The organism is Allobosea sp. R86505 (assembly GCF_042466375.1).
Lineage (GTDB): Bacteria > Pseudomonadota > Alphaproteobacteria > Rhizobiales > Beijerinckiaceae > Allobosea.
On record NZ_JAXHPY010000001.1, the window covers coordinates 558,657 to 576,718 of the forward strand.

The following is an 18,062-nucleotide window of genomic DNA, read 5'->3' on the forward strand; positions in this document are numbered from 1 at the left end:
GCCTGCAAGCGTCGTGATCCACACCGGGATCGCCACCAGGCGCTCAGTGGCCGTAGCCTTGGAGGATCTTGATGTAGTTGGCGCGTTCGAAGGCCTTGGGCTCGTGGAGCCTGCCCTGGCTCATGATGCCCCGCGCCGCTTCGAGCGAGGCGAAGTCGCGCGCGTCGAGCCAGTGGGCGAGACCTGCGAGGAGGACGCCAACATGGCCGGGGCCATGGCGCAGCAGGGCCGAGGTGGTCATCACCACGTCGGCGCCGGCCAGCACGTATTTGATGACCTCGTCGGCGGTCGTCACGCCCGTCGCGGCAGCCAGCGACAGCTTGACCCGCCCCGCCAGCACCGCCAGCCAGAGCAGCGGCAGGCGGATCTCGTTGGGTTCGCTCAGGTGCAGGTCGGTCAGGACCTTCAGCGCGACGATGTCGAGATCGGGCTGGTAGAACCGGTTGAACAGCACGAGCGCATCGGCCCCGCCTCGTTCCAGCTCCAGCGCCAGATGGCCGATCGCGCTGAAATAGGGGCTGAGCTTGACCGCCACGGGGATCGTCACGGCGGCGCGGACAGCCCTGAGGATATCGAGATAGCGCTGTTCCACCGCCCGGCCGTCGAGCGTGAGGTCGGTGGGGATGAAGTAGACGTTGAGCTCCAGCCCCTGCGCGCCGGCCTGCTCGATCGAGCGGGCATAATCGGTCCAGCCCGCGTCGGTGACGCCGTTGAGGCTTGCGATCAGCGGGATCGCGGTCATCTCGCTCGCGCGCCTGACCAGTTCGAGATAGCGGTGCGGTCCGCGCGCCGATTCCGGAAGCGTCGGAAAGTTCGTGCTGGCCTCGGGCCAGCTCTCGTCATGGGCGCTGGTCAGGCGGTCATGGCGGGCATCCTCGGCTTCGATCTCCTCCTGGAAGAGGGAGGGCAGGACGATTGCGGCCGCACCCGCATCCTCGATCTGCCGGATGCCGTCCAGCGTCCCCGTCAGCGGCGAGGACGAGGCCACGACGGGGTTCTTGAGGGCCAGGCCCAGATAGCGCGAAGACAGATCCATCAGGCTGCTCCCGTCACGGGCGTCACGACGCCGGGTCGAAACCGCCCGCCGTCTAGGGCGGCGAGTTCCTCGTATCGGCGATACTTGGCGTCGACCCCCGCCTGCGCCTCCAGCAAAAGGGCTGCGGCGTCGGCCGGCATCGTCCGCGCCAGCGATGAGTAGCGGATCTCGTTATAGGCGTAGTCCTTGAAGGGGATCGTCGGCCGCGGCGAGTCGAGCTGGAAGGGGCTCAGGCCCACGCTCTGCATCGCCGGGTTAAAGCGCATCAGCGGCCAGTAGCCGCTGGCGACGGCGAGATCCTGCTGCTTCATGCCGAAGCGCATGTCGATGCCATGGGCAATGCACTGGCTGTAGGCGATGATCAGCGACGGGCCGTCATAGGCTTCCGCCTCGCGGAAGGCGTCGAGCGTCTGCTGCGCATTGGCGCCCATCGCGACCTGCGCGACATAGACATTGCCATAGGCGATCGCCAGCAGCGCCAGATCCTTGCGCGGCACGCGCTTGCCCGCGGCGGCGAACTTCGCCACGGCGCCCAGTGGCGTCGCCTTGGAGGCCTGCCCGCCGGTGTTGGAGTAGAGCTCGGTGTTGAGCACGAGGATGTTGACGTTGCGGCCGCTGGCCATGACATGGTCGAGCCCGCCATATCCGATGTCATAGGCCCAGCCGTCGCCGCCGACGATCCAAATGCTGCGCCGGACGAGATGGTCGATGACCGACAGGAGATCGCGCGCGTCCTCCGTGTCGAGGGCCACGAGCCTCTCCTTCACATCGGCAACGCGGCGCCTTTGCGTGCGCAGTTCGTTTTCTTCGATCTGGGGCGCATCGAGCATTGCCTGGACCAGATTGTCGCCGAGCGTCGGCGCGAGCTTGGTCAGCAGGGCGCGGGCCATGGCCAGATGCTTGTCGGCCGCCAGGCGGAAGCCCATGCCGAACTCGGCATTGTCCTCGAAGAGCGAGTTCGACCAGGCGGGGCCGCGACCCTCGTCGTTCTTCGTCCAGGGGGTCACCGGCAGGCTGCCGCCATAGATCGAGGAGCAGCCGGTGGCATTGGCGATCTGCGCACGGTCGCCGAAGAGCTGCGAGAGAAGCTTGAGATAGGGCGTCTCACCGCAGCCGGCGCAGGCGCCGGAGAACTCGAACAGCGGCTCAAGATATTGCACGCCGCGCACATTGGCGAAGTCGACCCGCGAGCGGTCGTTGACCGGCAGCGTTTCGAAGAAGGCCATGCTGGTCCGCTCGGCCTCCAGTAGCGGGGCTTTCTCGGCGAGGTTGATCGCCTTCTTGCCCGGCTCGCGCGGACTGGTGGCGGGGCAGGCCTCGATGCAAAGCCCGCAGCCGGTGCAGTCCTCGACATAGAATTGGAGCGTGAAGCGCGCCTCGGGATAGCCGCGCGCATTCACCGGTGCCGATTTGAAGCTTGCGGGAGCATCGATCAGCACCGTCTCGTCATAGGTGCGCGAGCGGATGACGCTGTGGGGGCAGACGAAGCTGCACTGGCCGCACTGGATGCAGAGATCGGTTTCCCAGACCGGCACGAACTCCGCGATGTTGCGCTTCTCGAAGGCGCTGGTGCCGGAGGAAAAGGTCCCATCCGCCGGCATCAGGCTGACGGGGATATCCTCGCCGCGGCCGACCAGCATCAGCGCCGTGACGTCGCGCACAAAGGCGGGCGCAGTTGCCGGAACGATGGCGGGCCGATCATGCAGGCTCGTCGCTGTGGCGGGCACCGCGACCTCGAAGAGCACCACGAGCGTGTCGTCCACCGCCGCGAAATTCTTGGCGACGACCGCCTCGCCCTTGTGGCCATAGGTCTTCTTGATCGACGCCTTGATCTGCGCGATAGCCTCGTCGCGGGGCAGCACGCCTGAGATGGCGAAGAAGCAGGTCTGCAGCACGGTGTTGGTGCGCACGCCGAGCCCGACATCGCGCGCCACCTTCGAGGCGTCGATGACGAAGAGGCGCAGCTTCTTGGCGATGATCTGCTGCTGGACGGGCAGGGGCAGCTCGTCCCAGGTTTCGTCCTTGCCGAAGGGGCTGTTGAGCAGGAACACCGCGCCGGGCGCGGCGACGCGAAGGACATCCTGCCGTTCGAGGAAGCCGAACTGGTGGCAGGCGACGAAGCTCGCCTGCGCGATCAGATAGGGGGCGTGGATCGGCTCCGGACCGAAGCGTAGATGCGACACGGTCTGCGCGCCGGATTTGTGCGAATCGTAGACGAAGTAGCCCTGCGCATAGCGGCCGGCATCCTCGGCGATGATCTTAACGCTGTTCTTGTTGGCGCCGACAGTGCCATCGGCGCCCAGCCCGTAGAAGACGGCGTTGGTCCGGTCCCTGGGCTCGATCGAGAACAGCGGATCGACCGAAAGGCTGCTGTGCGAGACATCGTCATTGATGCCCAGCGTGAAGCCGTTGCGCCCGCAAAGGCGCCCGTCCGTATCGAGCAGGCTCAACTCGTCCAGGGCCGCCTTGGCCATGGCCGGCGTGAAATCCTTCGAGGACAGGCCGTAGCGACCGCCGATGACGCGCGGCATCGTCGCACGCGTACCCGCCGCGACCCCCTGCGCCAGCGTCGCGATCACGTCGAGATAGAGTGGCTCGCCGGCCCCGCCGGCTTCCTTGGCCTGTTCGAGCACGGCAATGCCCTGCACCGAGGCCGGGATCGCCGCCAGGAAATGGGCCGCCGAGAAGGGCCGGTACAGCCGCACCTGGAGCACGCCGACCTTCTCGCCCTTGGCGACCAGGGCCTTCACCGTCTCGCGCGCCGTCTCGGCGCCGGACCCCATCAGGATCAGGATGCGGGTGGCGTCGGGGGCGCCTTCATATTCGAACAGCTGGTAGGCGCGCCCCGTCAATTCGGCGAAGCGGGCCATCGCCTTGTCCAGGATGCCGGGGACGGCGGCGTAGTAGGGGCTCACCGCTTCGCGCGACTGGAAGAAGGTATCGGGGTTCTGCGCCGTGCCGCGAATGAAGGGGTTTTCGGGATTGAGCCCCCGGCCGCGATGGGCCCGCACGAGATCGTTGGGGATCATCGCGCGCATCGTGTCGTCGTCGATCAGGTCCAGCGTGTTGAGCTCGTGGGAGGTGCGAAACCCGTCGAAGAAATGGATGAAGGGCACGCGCGAAGCCAGTGTCGCCGTCTCGCAGACGAGCGCCATGTCGTGCGCCTCCTGCACATTCGCCGAGGAGAGCAGCGCAAAGCCGGTGGTGCGGCAGGCCATCACGTCGGAATGATCGCCGAAGATCGACAGGGCCGAGGTCGCCAGGGAACGGGCTGCGACATGGAAGACGGTCGCGTTCAGCTCGCCAGCGATCTTGAACAGGTTGGGCAGCATCAGCATCAGGCCCTGCGACGAGGTGAAGGTCGTCGTCATCGCGCCCGACTGCAGCGCGCCATGGACCGCGCCGGCCGCGCCGCCCTCGCTCTGCATCTCCTGCACGACCGGGATATTCCCCCAGATGTTGGGCACCAGGTCGGCCGACCACTGGTCGGCCAGTTCCGCCATGGTCGAGGACGGCGTGATCGGATAGATCGCGCAGACCTCGTTGACCCGGTAGGCGACATGGGCGACCGCCGTGTTGCCGTCCATCGTCATGCGCAGGGCGGCCTTGGCGAGCGGGTTTGCCACCGGAACGGCCGGAGTGGACGCCGTGATCTTCGGATCCGCGTTCATGCCTGCACCATCATGTGTTCGGGGACCATTTCCATGGCATGGCAGGGGCATTGCTCGACGCAAACCGAGCAGCCCGTGCATGTATCGAGATTGATCTCGTAGCCCTTGGTCGGACCGAGCTTGATGATCGCGTCCTCCGGACAAGCGGCGAAGCAATTGTCGCATTCGAAGCAGTTGCCGCAGGAGAGGCAGCGCCGCGCCTCGTGCAGCGCGTCCGCCTGCGAGAGGCCGGCGAAGACCTCCTCGAACCCGGTCGCGCGCGCGCTCAGGCCGAGCTCGGTCTGCCGGGCTGGGGCGGCATCGGCGTAGATCGGCAGGTTGAGGCCGGCATAGGTGATGCCGGGATGTTTTGCGGCCGGGGCGAATGTCACATCGCGCAGCCAGGCATCGATGTGGCGTGCGGCCTTCTTGCCGTGTCCGGTCGCGATCGTCACGGAACGCTGGCTCGGCACCATGTCGCCGCCGGCGAAGATGCCCGGCCGCCCCGTCATCATGGCGGCATCGACGACGACGATGCCGCCGGGCAGATAGGCGATCTCGGGGATGCGCTTGAGAAAGCCGCTCTCGGCCTCCTGGCCCAGCGCCAGCACCACCGAATCCGCCTTCAACGTCTCGAACTCGCCTGTCGGCTGCGGATGGCCATCCGCGTCCATCTTCATGCGCTCGACGACCATCGTGTCCGTGCCGATGTCCTTGATCGCGCTCAGCCATTTGAAGGTCACGCCTTCGTCGGTGGCCTCCTGCGCCTCGAAGGCGCGCGCCTCCATGCGCGACTTGTCCATGATGAAGACGACGAGCGCCTCCTCGGCGCCCAGGCGCCGCGCGGTGCGGGCCGCATCCATCGCGGAATTGCCGGCGCCATAGACGACGACGCGGCGGCCAAGCTGCGGCGCTGTGCCGGTCTCGACGCCGTGCAGCAGTCCAACCGCACTGTAGACGCGAGCCGCGTCGCGGGCGGGAATCTCGACATGGTGGGCCTTCTGGGCGCCGATGGCGATGAAGACCGCATCGAAGTCTCCAGCGGCCTGCTCGGCCAGCAGATCCACGACCTTGTGGTTGAGCACGATCTTGACGCCGAACGCCTCGATGCGGGCGATCTCGCTCATCAGATCCGCGCGCGGCAGGCGGTAGGCCGGGATGCCGAAATGCAGCATCCCGCCGGGCAGCGGTCCGGCCTCCCGGATCTCGACCTGGTGGCCGAGCCGCGTCAGGTGATAGGCCGCCGACAGCCCGCTCGGCCCCGCGCCCACGACGAGAACGCGCTTGCCCGAGGGGGCGGCGGGTTTGGGGAGGGTCCAGCCGAGCAGTGATGCCTGGTCGCCCAGAAAGCGCTCGACGGCATGGATGCTGATCTCGCTGTCGAGTTCCTTGCGATTGCAGCTGGTCTCGCATGGGTGATAGCAGACCCGCCCATGCACCGCCGGCATCGGATTGTCGGCGATCAGGGCCTCCCAGGCTGCCCTGAACTTGCCGGCCTGCGCCAGGCCGAGCCAGCCTTGGATGTCCTCGCCCGCCGGGCAGGCCGCATTGCAGGGCGGCAGCAGATCGACATAGACCGGGCGCTCGCTGCGGACGGGGCCCGTGCCGTGGGGAAGGGTCAGATCGACCCTCGGCGTCATGTCGCGTGCGAAGACGGTCATCGCACGCCTCCCAGAGCGGGCTGCAGCGGCGTTACCGGCAGCTTCAGCGGCGTCGCCTTTGCCGATCCGGTCTCGCGGATGAACAGCGACAGGATGATCGCCAGCACGATGCCGGCTACGCCGATGCCGCCCGCCTTCTGGAAGACCTCGATGCCCAGCACGCCGCCGGCCGACAGCTCCAGCAGGACCCAGCCATAGGCCGGGGCCATCAGCGCGCTCAGCGTGAAGACGAGAAAGTTGATCGCGCCGGTCGCGCTGCCCTTCACCTCGTCGGCATTGACCTCCTTGATGATCGTGTAGGGGATCATCGCCGCGCCCGAACCGACGCCGAGCAGGAACCCGGCGAGATAGGGCGGCACGACGCCATGGGGGGCGTAGAGGATGACCAGCGACGCCGCGAGCATGACGAGCGCGCCGCCGATGAGGACCGGCTTGCGGCGGCCGTAATGGTCGGCGACGTAGCCCAGCAGCGGGCAGCCGACGACCCAGCCCAGCGGCACCATGGCCGCCCGGTTGACGGCCTCGGCATAGTCGATCGACCAGCCGGCCCGCAGGAACGAGACGCCCCAGATCATGTCGCCGATCGTCGTCGGCAGAAACAGGAGGCCGGCCGCAAAGCCGCAGAGATAGGACTGCGGATTGGTCAGCACCGATTTGTAGGGCGTGAACATCGACAGAACCGACTTCTGGGCCGGGGTCTGCACGGGATGTCCGCCCGGCGTCACCACCAGAACGACGATCGCCAGCACGGCCGCGACGGCGCCGCCGACGAGCCAGAACTGCTGCCAGCTGAAGGCGCCGTGGATGAGCGGCGCGACGACGAACTGGCCCGAGGCCCCGCCCAGCATGCCGAAGCACTGGGTGAAGCCGATCGCGGTCGCGAGATACTTTGCCGGAAAGCCGCGCGTCGCGAGATACACCGCGCCGGTGAAGGCGAAGGCGGAGCCGGCGCCCTGCAGGAGCCGCCCGGCCTGCGCCGCCGCATTGGCCCCGAGACCGAACAGCACCGCCCCGCCGGCCATGAGCAGGAGCCCGACCGGAATGACGTAGCGCGCCCCATAACGGTCGAAGCAGGCGCCCGAGACGATCGCGAAGGCGGAGTATGTGTAATAATAGAGCCCGATCAGCGCGCTGATCCCCAGTGCCGAGAGCCCGAAGGCCGCCGTCAGTTCGGGCAACATGACGCCGGGCGCCGATCGCAGGGCATATTGCAGGAAGTAGAACAGGACGCAGCAGGCCCAGGCGATGATGTAGGGCGTCTTGGACGCCGCCTCGGCGGGAGGGGAGGGGGGCGTGATGGCCACGGGCGTTCTCCTGCAGGTGTCGCTGTGCGCGACCGGTGACGTGTCGTCGCCATGGTCTAGCAGTGCGCCCCTGTGCCCGATCAGCGTCGGAATCTACGCAGACCCATCATCTGATTTTGCCGGCGCATGATGTAGCGCCGCTCGCGCAGGCTACGCTGGTTCCGACGGTCCATCGGTCGGGGGCAGCAGGAGCGCATAGGCCTCGTCGGCGATGACCTGCTCCTCGTCGGTCGCCATGACGAGAACCGCGACCGTGCTCGCCGCCGCGTCGATCCGGGGCCGGTTGGCGGCATTGGCCGCGGCGTCGATCGCGACGCCGAGCCAGGCGAGGCGGTTGCAGATCGCCTCCCGGACCTCCGGCTGATGCTCGCCGATGCCGGCCGTGAAGACGATGGCGTCCAGCCCCCGCAGCGTATTGGCGAGCGCCGCCACCTCGCGCGACACCCGAAAGGCGAAGAGGTCGAGCGCCTCCTTTGCCTTGGGATCGTCGCTGGCGCAGAGCGCGCGGGTGTCGCCGCTGATGCCGGATACGCCGAGCAGCCCAGACCGGTGATAGAGCACGTCCTCGACCTGCTCGATCGACCAGCCGCGCTGCTTGACGAGGTGGATGACGACGCCGGGGTCGAGCGTGCCGCAGCGCGTTGCCATCGGCACGCCGTCCAGCGTCGAGAAGCTCATCGTGGTGTCGCGGCTGACGCCTCCTTCCAGGGCGCAGAGGCTGGCGCCGCTGCCCAGATGCGCCACAACGACCCGCCCTTTGGCAATGTCCGGATAAAGGCGCGCCAGTTCAGCAGCCACGAACCGGTAGGACAGCCCGTGGAAGCCGAAATGCTTGACGCCCTCGTCGAACAGCGCGCGCGGCAGCGCGAAGCGGCGCAAGAGGTCGCTCTGGCTGCGATGGAAGGCCGTGTCGAAGGAGGCGGTCTGCCGCATCCTCGGCCGCAGATGCGCCACCGCCTTGATCAGCGCGACGCTTTGCGGCTGGTGCAGCGGGTCGAGCGGAACCAGGCCCTCGATTGCGGCCAGCGTCTCGTCGGTGATCAGCGTCGGGCCGGAGAAGCGATCGCCGCCATGCACGACGCGGTGACCGGCGGCTGCGATATCGTCGAGCGCGAAATGGCTTGTCAGCTGCACGAGCATCTCTTCGATGACCGCATGGAGGTCGCCGTCCGGCCTCGACGAGAGCGGGATGTCGGTTGCCTTCCCGGCCTCGACGAGGCTCAGGGTCAGGGCGGATTGCGACAGGTCGATCGCCCCGTGGCCGAGCCGCACCGGCCCGGCGGCATCCATCGCGAAGAGCCCGAGCTTGATGGTCGAGGAGCCCGGATTGAAGGTCAGCAGGATCGGGCGGTTCACGATGAGGTCCCGGCTTTCGTGCGGGCGGCATGGACGATCTTTGCGAGCGCCACGGAGGCCAGGCGGATGTTCATCGAATCCGAGCGGCTGGTCAGGATGATCGGCACGCGGGCACCCAGCACGAGCCCGGCGGCATCGGCGCCCGACAGATAGATCAACTGCTTGGCGAGCATGTTGCCGGCCTCGATGTTGGGAACGACGAGGATGTCGGCGCGTCCCGCGACGGGCGAGACGATCGCCTTGATCCGCGCCGAATCCAGGCTGATGGCGTTGTCGAAGGCGAGCGGTCCGTCGACTTTGGCGCCGGTGATCTGGCCGCGCGCGGCCATCACGGTAAGCGCGGCTGCGTCGAGCGTGGCGGGCATCGCCGGATTGACCATCTCGACGGCCGCCAGAATGGCGACGAGCGGTTCGGGCAGGCCGAGATCACGCAGGAAGTCGATGGCGTTCTGGCAGATGTCGCGCTTCTGCTCGAGGCTCGGGGCGATGTTGATCACGGCGTCCGTCACCAGCAGCAGCTTGGCATATGCTGGCACGTCGATCGCATAGGCATGGCTGAGGCGGCGCTGCGTTCGCAGTCCTGAATCCGATGCGACGATTGCGGCCAGCATTTCGTCGCTGTGCAGGCTGCCCTTCATCAGGGCCGAGACCTCTCCGGCCGCCGCCATCGCGACGGCCCGCGCCGCCGCCGCATGGCTATGGGCGGCATCCTCGATGGCGATGTCCGCGAGCGAGAGACCGGCCCCTGCGGCCAGCGCTTCGATCCGGGCTTGCGGACCCACCAGAACCGGCTCGATCAGCCCCTCGTCGCGCGCCTCGATGGCGGCCTGCAGGGCCTCGACGCTACAGGGATGGACGACCGCCGTCTTCAGCGCGGGCAGGGCGCGGGCCTGGGCGAGGTAACCGGCGAAACGGGCGTGGCTGTGCAGCGTGACGTCCGACAAGGCGGTCGCTGGCAACGAAAGGGCCTCGGCCGGGGCGATGACGATGGCGGTCCCGGTCAGCACCGTTTCTCCCGATTGGTTGCGACAGCTCGTCGACAGGCTGACACGGCGCGTCTCAGTCCATATTTCGAGGACCGTGACGGTCGCCGTGATCGTGTCGCCGGGCACAACGGGAGCGAGGAACTTCAGGTCCTGTTCGCAGTAGATCGTCCCCGGTCCAGGCAGCCGCGTGCCCAGCAGCGTGGAGATCATCCCCGCGGACCAGAGGCTGTGCGCAACGAGGTGCCCGAACCGGTCGTTCCGCGCATAGGCGGCGTCGAGATGGGTCGGGTTGAGGTCCCCCGAGACGATGGCGAACAGCCGAAGGTCGTCATCGGTGACCGTCCGTACCAGCGAGGCGCTCTGGCCGATCGTGATGTCGGCGAAGCGGCAATTCGACAGAACGGCATCGCGGGACGGCGGGATTGGATGCCTTAGGGGCTTTAAGCCCACAAACGCTGCTTCGGCCGGTGAAGGCATCGTCACTCGTCCCGTCTTTGCGTGATCGACGGATCATTCCCGCCAGCGTCTAAGACCATCCGACGTCGGCCGCGGTTGGCGCCGAGAGCTCGGTCGCCGCCGGCGTCAACCGCTTTCACTTCAGCTTATTGGCAAGATTAGTTGCCGCAGGCCTGTGCCGACAGCGGTGGATTCTACCTATCGCGTGCCAGCATTTACCGCGTCCTGAACGTCGTTCTGGAATACGCCGGCTACAGGGTGGCAGCTTTCGACATCTGTGAGGGCTTTCTTGCCGTAGCAACCGGGCGAGGCAACTGCCTTCTGGTCGACGCCTGTCTGCCGGGCATGACCGGGTTGCAGCTGCTGCTCCACTTAAACTAGCAGGGTCATCACCTGCCCGCCGTCATGATCACCGGCAGCAGCGACGTCGCGATGGCGGTCGAAGCGATGAAGACCGTCGCGTCGGATTTCATCGACGAGCCGGTCAGTTGTAGCGAACTGCTCGCCAGCGTGCCACGTGCGATGGAGCAGTCGCGCGACACGAGCCAGCGAGCGGCTTGGAAGGTGAGCGCCACGAAAAGTTTGGCCGAGCTCACGGCGCGGCAGCATCAGATCATGGATCTGGTTCTCGCGGACATCCCAACAAGAACATCGCGGTGGACCTCGGCATCAGCCAGCGAACGGTCGACAACCTTCGCGCCTCGATCATGCACCAAGCGGCCTCGAAATCGCTGCCTGCCATGCCAGGCTGGCGCTGGCGGCGTCCCGAGCGATGTTGGCGGACTGCCGCAGCTTTCGCGCATGAGAGTGAGCTTAAGATCGCCGCGCATGCGTAGTTTCCGACGCTGGCGCAGAGTGGGGCGTACGCTCACCTTTCCCTGAACAATCAGCCCGTCCCTTCCGGAACGAGACCTGTTCAAGGAACGCCCTATGCGCGTCATTGCCGCCGCACTGCTCATCGCAACTGGCCTGGCGGGGTGCCAGACGATGGAGCCATCGCGGCGCACGGCGCAGGAAATCTGCAGCGAGACGGGCCTGCGGCCGGGCACCCGTACCTTCAAAAGCTGCGTCAGCTCTCGGTCTCGCCAGCAGCGCCTCGAGGCGCAGACTGCCGCCGACGCATTGATCGCCGGCGACGAACGCTTGGTTCGCTATGAAAGGCATGATGACGAGGGCGGACCAAGCGACTACGGGCAGCGGCCCTTCCCGTATAGCACGGGCTTTTATGGCAACTCTCAGCTCTATTTGCGCCGCGGCTGCAACGGTTGGGGCTGCTAGCCGGCCATCGGCAGGCTTTTGACCGGGTGTGCGGATGTGCTCCGGTGACCCGGCAGCCAGCTACATCTCGACAAAGACGATTCAGCGCCCCGAGGACTGCTCATGACCTATTCCACAATGCTGCTTCATCTGCAGGTCGGCGTCTCGAACATGCCGCTGCTGAAGGCCGCAGCCGATTTCTCGGAACTGTTTCGGGCGGATGTCATCGGCGTCAGCGCCTGCCAGCCGTCCTCGATCCCGAATGGCGACGGCTATACATCGGGCATTCTGATCGAAGAGTGTCGCGATGAGCTGGAACAGGAAACGACGGGAGCTGAGACGGAATTCCGCAAAGCGCTGCACGGACGCGTGCCGCATCTGACATGGCGCTCTTGCGTCGGGTTTTCCTGGCCTGCTGACTACATTGTTGAGCAGGCTCGCGCGGCCGATCTGATCATGACGTCTCCTGAGCAGAACGGCTCGATGTTCGATCGATCGCGCCAAGTCAGCATCGCCGATCTCGTCATGTTGGCAGGCCGCCCGGTCCTGATCGTTCCCGCCTCGGTCGACAGTGTCGATCTGGAGCATGTCGTGGTCTGCTGGAAGGATACGCGAGAGTCGCGGCGCGCCATCAGCGATGCTCTTCCGCTGTTGAAGAAGGCCCGCTACGTCACACTCGTCGAATTGGCCGGCACGGCGGATCTGCCGGCGGTGCGCGACCGTCTCGCAGAGGTCATAGGCTGGCTTGGGCGGCACGGCATCACGGCCGAGGCGCTCGCGGAAACGCCGAACGACGACGATGCCACGCGGCTTGGAGATATCGCCCGTGACATGGGCGCTGGCGTACTTGTGGCCGGTGCATATGGCCATAGCCGTGTCCGCGAATGGGCGTTCGGCGGCGTTACGCGCAGCCTGCTGCATCACCCGGGATGCTGCGCCCTGCTGTCTCATTGAGCCAGAGGCGCAACGAGCGAAGGCCCGATGCGTCCTCGCCTGGCAGATCCGTATTGATGGCTCGGCGCAACGGCCCCGAGGCACTCCCGGACGTCACATGGAGATGGCGCGACCCACAGACAGGGAGCCAGGCCTGGTGCGCGTCGCCGTTCCCAGCGAGCCGCCCAGCGCGAACATCTGGGTCATGGTCCAACGCCGCGCATCAGGGTCGCTCTAACCCACACCGCCGAATGCGTGCGCTTCGGCACCAGCTGGAACCGGGCGAAAGCGCCCTGTCCCTTCAGATCTCCAGAGCCTCGGACGGCTAGCGCGACGGGCTCCAGCAGTGCGGTCGAGCACCGCGCCTTCGGAATCTGCGTAGTTTCCGACCCTGAGTGCCGCGCCGTTTTCGCTCTAAGACCAAGGCTCGGGCCCACGAGCCTTCGCCATCCGAGAACAGGTGACATGATGAAGACGACGACAAAGCTATTTGTATCGCTGGCTGTCTCGCTGGCGCTATTTCCGATCGCCGCCTCGGCAAAGCCGACGGTGCGGGCCGGCGAACTGATCTGCAACGTCGCCGGCGGAACTGGCATGATCCTGACCTCCGAGAAAGCGCTGACATGCCGCTATGACGCCGTCGGCGGCCGCGTCGAATTCTACACCGGGACGATCAAGAAGTTTGGCCTCGACATCGGCAAGACGACCGAAGGCGGGATGATCTGGACGGTCGTCGAACCGGCGCTGCGGCCCGGCGGACTGAACGGGACCTATAATGGTGTCACGGCCGAGATCACGGTCGGCGTCGGCGCCGGCGCCAGCGTTCTTGTCGGTGGCAATGACGGCGCCGTCACCCTGCAGCCCGTGTCGTTCCAGGGGCAGACTGGCGCCAATCTGGCCGTCGGCGTCGGCTCGCTGACACTGACCGAGATCTCGGCCCCGCCGGCGAGGCGTTCGCACAAGCGCCGCCACGGCCAGCATGGCCGAATGCACCACGGTTGATCGGGTCTCTCTCGCTCAAGACAGGACGCTGTCCCTGACGTGACCGAGGTTCGCGACCGCCCTTGGCTGCCTACACCGTCGCCAAGGGCGGTTCTCTATGCCGCCCTTGCAGCAAACTGCGTCGTCGCGATCACCAAGATCGCAGCGGCGGCCTGGACCGGCAGCTCGGCGATGACGAGCGAGGCCGTGCATTCAGTCGTCGATACGCTGAACGAGATTCTGCTGCTCCACGGCATCCGCCGTGCCGACCGGCGTCCCGACATCGACCATCCGCTCGGCTACGGGCGGGAGCTCTACTTCTGGAGCTTCATCGTCGCGCTCCTGGTGTTTGCGCTCGGCGCCGTGGCCGCGCTCATCGAGGGCGTGGTTCATATCCTGAATCCCGAGCCGGTGCAGGACCGCTTCCTCGTCTACGGCGTCCTCGCGGTGGCGTTCCTGGTCGATGGAGCCTCTTGGCTCGTCGCCCTACAACGATTCAGACGCACGAAGCGCGATCTCGGCTTCTACGAGGCCGTTCGCAGAAGCAAGGACCCGCCTTCCTTCATCGTGCTGCTGGAGGACAGCGTCGCCCTTCTTGGAATCGTCGTCGCCGCGGCGGGAACCTATGCGGCCGCCGTATTCCAAGAGCCGATCCTGGACGGGATCGCCTCCATCGTCATTGGGCTGCTTCTGGCTGCGACCGCCCTGCTGATCGCGCACGAAAGCAAGAGCCTCCTGATCGGTGAGCGTGCCGATCAGGACCTATCGCGCTCCATTCTCGGCATCGTCGCCACCGAAAGCGGCGTCGCAGGAGCCAATGGCCTCCTGAGCGTTCAGTTGGCGCCCGATCAGGTGCTTGTGGCCCTCAGCATCGAGTTCGGCGACGCGATGTGCTCCAGCCAAATCGAAGATCAGGTCGTCGAAATGGAACGGAAGATCCGCGCCTCTCATCCCGAAGTCGTCGCGCTCTTCATCAAGCCCCAGACAGCCAAGGGCTTCGCGACGGCACGAAGGGCGCGCTTCGGCGCCTGACGGGCTGGGATCGACGCCGAGATGAGGCGCCAGCCCCGGCAAGACCTACTCAAGCCTAGGCAAGCGGGGTCTGACGTCCCCAGCGGTGGCCGCTCATCCCTCCCCTCGCGCGAGCGGAGGAGTGCCCCATGATCTACGTGTCACCGCGCCGCTCGGACGGCACCATCCAGTCCCGCTCGGTTCATCAGCCCTGGCCCTCCTACCGGCCCTTCCGTATCCTCCCGATCGACGGCGGCGGCAGGGAATAGCAGCGTACGACCCGCTTCGGTGGCCCTGGCTTCGCCGGCAGATCGAGCGCGAAGGTCAGGTGTTGTCTGGGCGCGAAATCCGGCAACGGCAGGCTGTCCACAGGCGCAAGCGTCAGCGATCGCTGTGTCTGGGCACGATCTTCGAAATCACCGTTATCGGCCCGAAACTCGCGCCATCCTGTTGATGGGCGCCGAAGCGTGACCCCACGGAAATGTCCCTAAGCCATCCAACTAAACAAGGTTATCTTCATCAATATGGGGGGTCACGATCGGCGCCGATCATGACCCGTCTGTAAGAGAATTATGCCTTTCAGGTCAGCGGGTTAAAGGTAGAATTGAGGGGTCAATCTTCGGTGCTTATTCACAGCCTGAAGCTGCGGGGCGCGCCCCGCAGCTTCAGGCAAGGACGCCAGCCAGGGAATTTTCGGCGCCCACTTTCAGTGAGAATTCAACGCCCAGCGACACCTGGGCTTGGCCTACCGTCCTTGCACCAGTCGATCCTGCCCTTCGTGATCCAGAAGTGACAGCCGCAATCGTTCTTCTGATGGACCGATGGCTTCACGGTCGGGCGCAGGAACCAGTCCAGAGCGACGGCCCACCTCGGTCGGCGCTTAGGATTGAGGGAGAGAGGGATAGTGGTCCCACACCCTCCCGGGCATTTGAAGCACGCCCATTTCTCGATTCCTGCGTCGACCACGAAGACGAGTTCGCCAGGAACCACCTGCTCCTCGCTGGGATAGGTCTCGGACTCACGCGACAACAGGTCGAATTCGATCAGGCGGAGCCAGCGGAAGGTTTTAGCGATAAGGCGCTTCATGATGGCTACCCCATCCGATGCAGGAAGGGAGTTACGTCGGCTCGCCCCCAAATCGTGTCGTTCGCGCATAGGTCGCACTCGGGCCGGGGGACGCAGGTGCTTGAACGATCCTCAACCGTATCGAAGCGTCTCCGGCGTTCCGTCTTCATGCCACCATCCCCTCGAAACGCCGTCAGGCCCTGCAGGAGTTCGTTCACGGCCATGCAGGCGGTCTCGGTCGTGAAGGTGACCACAACAGGCGCAGGGTCGCCCCCACCCGTGACGTAGGCCTCATCCTTGCGTCGTTCGTACTCGGCCGGATCGGTGCGCTTGAGCGCCTCGTCACGGGCTCTTACGGGGTTCACCAATCCACGGCACAGGAGACAGGGCGCGCCAGGCGTCACCAGCGTCACTCGGCCAGCCATCTCATAGGGACGGTCCTTGCTGGCCGGCATGATGCGGACACCCATGTCGATGACGGCGATGCCGTAGAAGTATGCGAGCCGGTTCAGGAAGAGGCGGCCGTCGTGATCATCGGTGCATCCGAACACGACGTCACAGGAGCGCAGGGCATCGCGGGCTCGCGCATCGCCAACCCACCCCTTGAAGGTCACGACCTCAACCCCGAGGTCGGCTTCCCGGATCTCGCGTGCGAGGACATCGACTTTTGCAAGACCGGCCTCGGCGTCGCTTCGACGGGAACCGTGGACACGATTGAGATTAGTCAGCTCGATTATGTCGTCGTCGAGCAGCAGCAAGCGCCCTACGCCAAGACGGGCCAACAGCATCGCCGTGGGACTGCCGGTGCCGCCGCAGCCGACCACCCCGATCCGCAGGCCGCGCACGATCGGATTGAACGATGCGCCAAACAGCCTCGCTTGGCGGTCGAGCATCGCGTCGTCCGCGAGGGCGGGGATGCCGTGAAAGATCACACGCCGGCCCGAGACCATGATGCGCTCACAAGGCGCGGTCTCTGACGGACTAGTCCAAAGGCGAGCGCAGACGCTTCTATCGCCGCCGAGCACGATGCTGGCGAAGCCATGGCCGGCGCCGGACCGGTTCGTGACGATCCGGAGCAGATCGGCTTCGTTGCGATCGTCCTGGTCGGAGAAGAAGGCATGGCTGCCGGGATGCGTATGGACGATACCGAGCGTGAGACCGTTCGCCTCGGCCTGTTTCAGCAACCTGACGAACGACCTCGTCGACCAAGTCACGTGAACGCCGGAAGCCGAGATCCTGTCCTCAACCGGCACGGGGACGACCTTGTGGGAGACAAGACGCCGACGCGCCTTGCCGGTCCACGGATCGGCAGCGATGTCAGCCTTGCCCAAGAGGACATAGGCCGACGCCTCGGCGCCATCGGCGGTCGCCAGAAGGGCACGCAACTCCGCTTCGTGCCCTTCGAGAAGGATCATGTCGAGCATGTCAGGCCGCCTCGGCGAGGGCGAGCTCGATGCGCTTCACCATCGTGTGGATACCATCGACGCCGGGGCGCCAGGCGTTGTTGTGGCGCGACCAGCGCTGCCAGGACTCGCCGCGGAAGGGGTGCGGCTGATCGGCGGCGCGCGGGTATCGGCCCGCGGACCGGAGCTTGAGCCACGGCATGCAGTAGAACATGTCGGGCGGGCAGTCCGGATACCCCGGCGGCAGGAGGATCAGGATGTCGATGGAAGCGGCATCGAACTTGCCATCCGGGACCGGGATGCCCTTCAGCACCAAACCCGCCTGACCGGGCTGGCTACCATCCTCATAGGAGATGCCGCGGCCCGCGAGATACTCGATGTCGCGAGGCGGCAGGAAGATCGAGAGGCCCTCAGTCGTCTGCGCGATAGCCGTGAAGAACTTCTCAACGCCGGGCTTCGCCAGATCGACGAGATCGGCGTTGCGGATCAGGAGATCCTCGCCGCCCCGGATCTCCTGATAGACATCGTGCGTGGCGGGATCGACACCCGCCAAAATCTTGAGCGTGCGACCGCTGACCACGTTGGTCCCATACTCCCGCTCGCGGTCATCGACCTTGAAGCGGAAAGAGCGGTCGGTCCTGAAGACCAGGACCTTCTCGGCCCCCTTCGCGCGCAGGTCGAAGAGCTCCTCCTCGCGCAAGGTCTCCAGCGCACCATCCTGCAGGACGGCGATAGCCAGATGCTCGTCGACGGGGCGGGCGCCGGCGGCTTCGAGGATCTGGCGGCCGGTGACGATCGGATCGGGGATATCGATCTGACGGAAGTTGAGCTCCGCGTCGCCGATCAGGATCTGGAAGCGCGGGAGGTTGGCATGGGCAGGCTGGGTCATGAAAAAGGCTCGCTATTCGAATGGCGAGGCGACACCTGCCGCCCCTTCTACCCATTCAGCGAACCTGACCCGGC

General features: G+C 66.1%; 14 protein-coding genes. 4 read left to right on the forward strand and 10 right to left on the reverse strand.

Annotation, left to right across the window (positions count from 1 at the left end):
* Positions 1-43 precede the first annotated feature (43 nt).
* The 7 genes from SJY11_RS02705 to SJY11_RS02735 all read right to left on the reverse strand — a co-directional run bounded on the left by SJY11_RS02705 (position 44) and on the right by SJY11_RS02735 (position 11,024).
* The gene (locus SJY11_RS02705) at positions 44-1,036 is read right to left on the reverse strand and encodes a dihydroorotate dehydrogenase-like protein (RefSeq protein WP_376984919.1); all 993 of its coding nucleotides are present in this window, start codon (positions 1,034-1,036) and stop codon (positions 44-46) included.
* Positions 1,036-4,707 (reverse strand): pyruvate:ferredoxin (flavodoxin) oxidoreductase, encoded by a 3,672-nt coding sequence (gene nifJ / locus SJY11_RS02710; protein ID WP_376984920.1) that lies wholly within the window; start codon positions 4,705-4,707, stop codon positions 1,036-1,038. The genes SJY11_RS02705 and nifJ overlap by 1 nt, the downstream gene beginning before the upstream one ends.
* Positions 4,704-6,347, reverse strand: a complete 1,644-nt coding sequence (locus SJY11_RS02715) for an NAD(P)-binding protein (protein WP_376984921.1) — start codon at positions 6,345-6,347, stop codon at positions 4,704-4,706. The genes nifJ and SJY11_RS02715 overlap by 4 nt, the downstream gene beginning before the upstream one ends.
* Positions 6,344-7,651: an MFS transporter gene (locus SJY11_RS02720; protein ID WP_376984922.1), complete on the reverse strand. Its 1,308-nt coding sequence runs from the start codon at positions 7,649-7,651 to the stop codon at positions 6,344-6,346. The genes SJY11_RS02715 and SJY11_RS02720 overlap by 4 nt, the downstream gene beginning before the upstream one ends.
* Before the next feature lie 150 nt (positions 7,652-7,801).
* Positions 7,802-9,010, reverse strand: a complete 1,209-nt coding sequence (locus SJY11_RS02725; protein WP_376989236.1) for an acetate/propionate family kinase — start codon at positions 9,008-9,010, stop codon at positions 7,802-7,804.
* A complete protein-coding gene (locus tag SJY11_RS02730; protein ID WP_376984923.1) occupies positions 9,004-10,443 on the reverse strand; it encodes a bifunctional enoyl-CoA hydratase/phosphate acetyltransferase in 1,440 nt (479 codons plus the stop codon). Before SJY11_RS02730 ends, SJY11_RS02725 begins: the two co-directional genes overlap by 7 nt.
* A 395-nt stretch (positions 10,444-10,838) precedes the next feature.
* Complete coding sequence (locus SJY11_RS02735) at positions 10,839-11,024, reverse strand: hypothetical protein (protein WP_376984924.1); 186 nt, start codon at positions 11,022-11,024, stop codon at positions 10,839-10,841.
* 355 nt (positions 11,025-11,379) lie between these two features.
* On the opposite strand from SJY11_RS02735, the gene SJY11_RS02740 reads away from it, so the two are divergent.
* The 4 genes from SJY11_RS02740 to SJY11_RS02755 all read left to right on the forward strand — a co-directional run bounded on the left by SJY11_RS02740 (position 11,380) and on the right by SJY11_RS02755 (position 14,652).
* The gene (locus tag SJY11_RS02740) at positions 11,380-11,727 is read left to right on the forward strand and encodes a hypothetical protein (protein ID WP_376984925.1); all 348 of its coding nucleotides are present in this window, start codon (positions 11,380-11,382) and stop codon (positions 11,725-11,727) included.
* A 102-nt stretch (positions 11,728-11,829) separates the two neighbouring features.
* Entirely contained in the window at positions 11,830-12,660 is an 831-nt protein-coding gene (locus SJY11_RS02745; protein ID WP_376984926.1) for a universal stress protein, read from the forward strand.
* A gap of 444 nt (positions 12,661-13,104) precedes the next feature.
* Complete coding sequence (locus SJY11_RS02750; RefSeq protein ID WP_376984927.1) at positions 13,105-13,641, forward strand: DUF992 domain-containing protein; 537 nt, start codon at positions 13,105-13,107, stop codon at positions 13,639-13,641.
* A gap of 39 nt (positions 13,642-13,680) precedes the next feature.
* A complete protein-coding gene (locus tag SJY11_RS02755; RefSeq protein WP_376984928.1) occupies positions 13,681-14,652 on the forward strand; it encodes a cation diffusion facilitator family transporter in 972 nt (323 codons plus the stop codon).
* 696 nt (positions 14,653-15,348) lie between these two features.
* On the opposite strand, the gene SJY11_RS02760 is transcribed toward SJY11_RS02755, so the two are convergent.
* From SJY11_RS02760 to SJY11_RS02770, 3 genes are read right to left on the reverse strand one after another with little or no spacing between them, the layout of a single operon-like run.
* Positions 15,349-15,717 (reverse strand): ubiquitination-like system serine protease family protein, encoded by a 369-nt coding sequence (locus SJY11_RS02760; protein WP_376984929.1) that lies wholly within the window; start codon positions 15,715-15,717, stop codon positions 15,349-15,351.
* A gap of 5 nt (positions 15,718-15,722) precedes the next feature.
* The gene (locus SJY11_RS02765) at positions 15,723-17,120 is read right to left on the reverse strand and encodes a ThiF family adenylyltransferase (protein ID WP_376984930.1); all 1,398 of its coding nucleotides are present in this window, start codon (positions 17,118-17,120) and stop codon (positions 15,723-15,725) included.
* A 1-nt stretch (position 17,121) separates the two neighbouring features.
* Positions 17,122-17,988, reverse strand: coding sequence for a multiubiquitin domain-containing protein (locus SJY11_RS02770; RefSeq protein ID WP_376984931.1), 867 nt, complete (start codon positions 17,986-17,988; stop codon positions 17,122-17,124).
* Between the last annotated feature and the right edge of the window lie 74 nt (positions 17,989-18,062).

What these genes read in the sequence shown, in the direction of transcription:
- SJY11_RS02705 (WP_376984919.1), bottom strand. Translation starts at nt 1,036, where the DNA reads ATGGATCTGTCTTCGCGCTATCTGGGCCTGGCCCTCAAGAACCCCGTC.
- nifJ (WP_376984920.1), bottom strand. Translation starts at nt 4,707, where the DNA reads ATGAACGCGGATCCGAAGATCACGGCGTCCACTCCGGCCGTTCCGGTG.
- SJY11_RS02715 (WP_376984921.1), bottom strand. Translation starts at nt 6,347, where the DNA reads ATGACCGTCTTCGCACGCGACATGACGCCGAGGGTCGATCTGACCCTT.
- SJY11_RS02740 (WP_376984925.1), top strand. Translation starts at nt 11,380, where the DNA reads ATGCGCGTCATTGCCGCCGCACTGCTCATCGCAACTGGCCTGGCGGGG.
- SJY11_RS02745 (WP_376984926.1), top strand. Translation starts at nt 11,830, where the DNA reads ATGACCTATTCCACAATGCTGCTTCATCTGCAGGTCGGCGTCTCGAAC.
- SJY11_RS02750 (WP_376984927.1), top strand. Translation starts at nt 13,105, where the DNA reads ATGATGAAGACGACGACAAAGCTATTTGTATCGCTGGCTGTCTCGCTG.
- SJY11_RS02760 (WP_376984929.1), bottom strand. Translation starts at nt 15,717, where the DNA reads ATGAAGCGCCTTATCGCTAAAACCTTCCGCTGGCTCCGCCTGATCGAA.
- SJY11_RS02765 (WP_376984930.1), bottom strand. Translation starts at nt 17,120, where the DNA reads ATGCTCGACATGATCCTTCTCGAAGGGCACGAAGCGGAGTTGCGTGCC.
- SJY11_RS02770 (WP_376984931.1), bottom strand. Translation starts at nt 17,988, where the DNA reads ATGACCCAGCCTGCCCATGCCAACCTCCCGCGCTTCCAGATCCTGATC.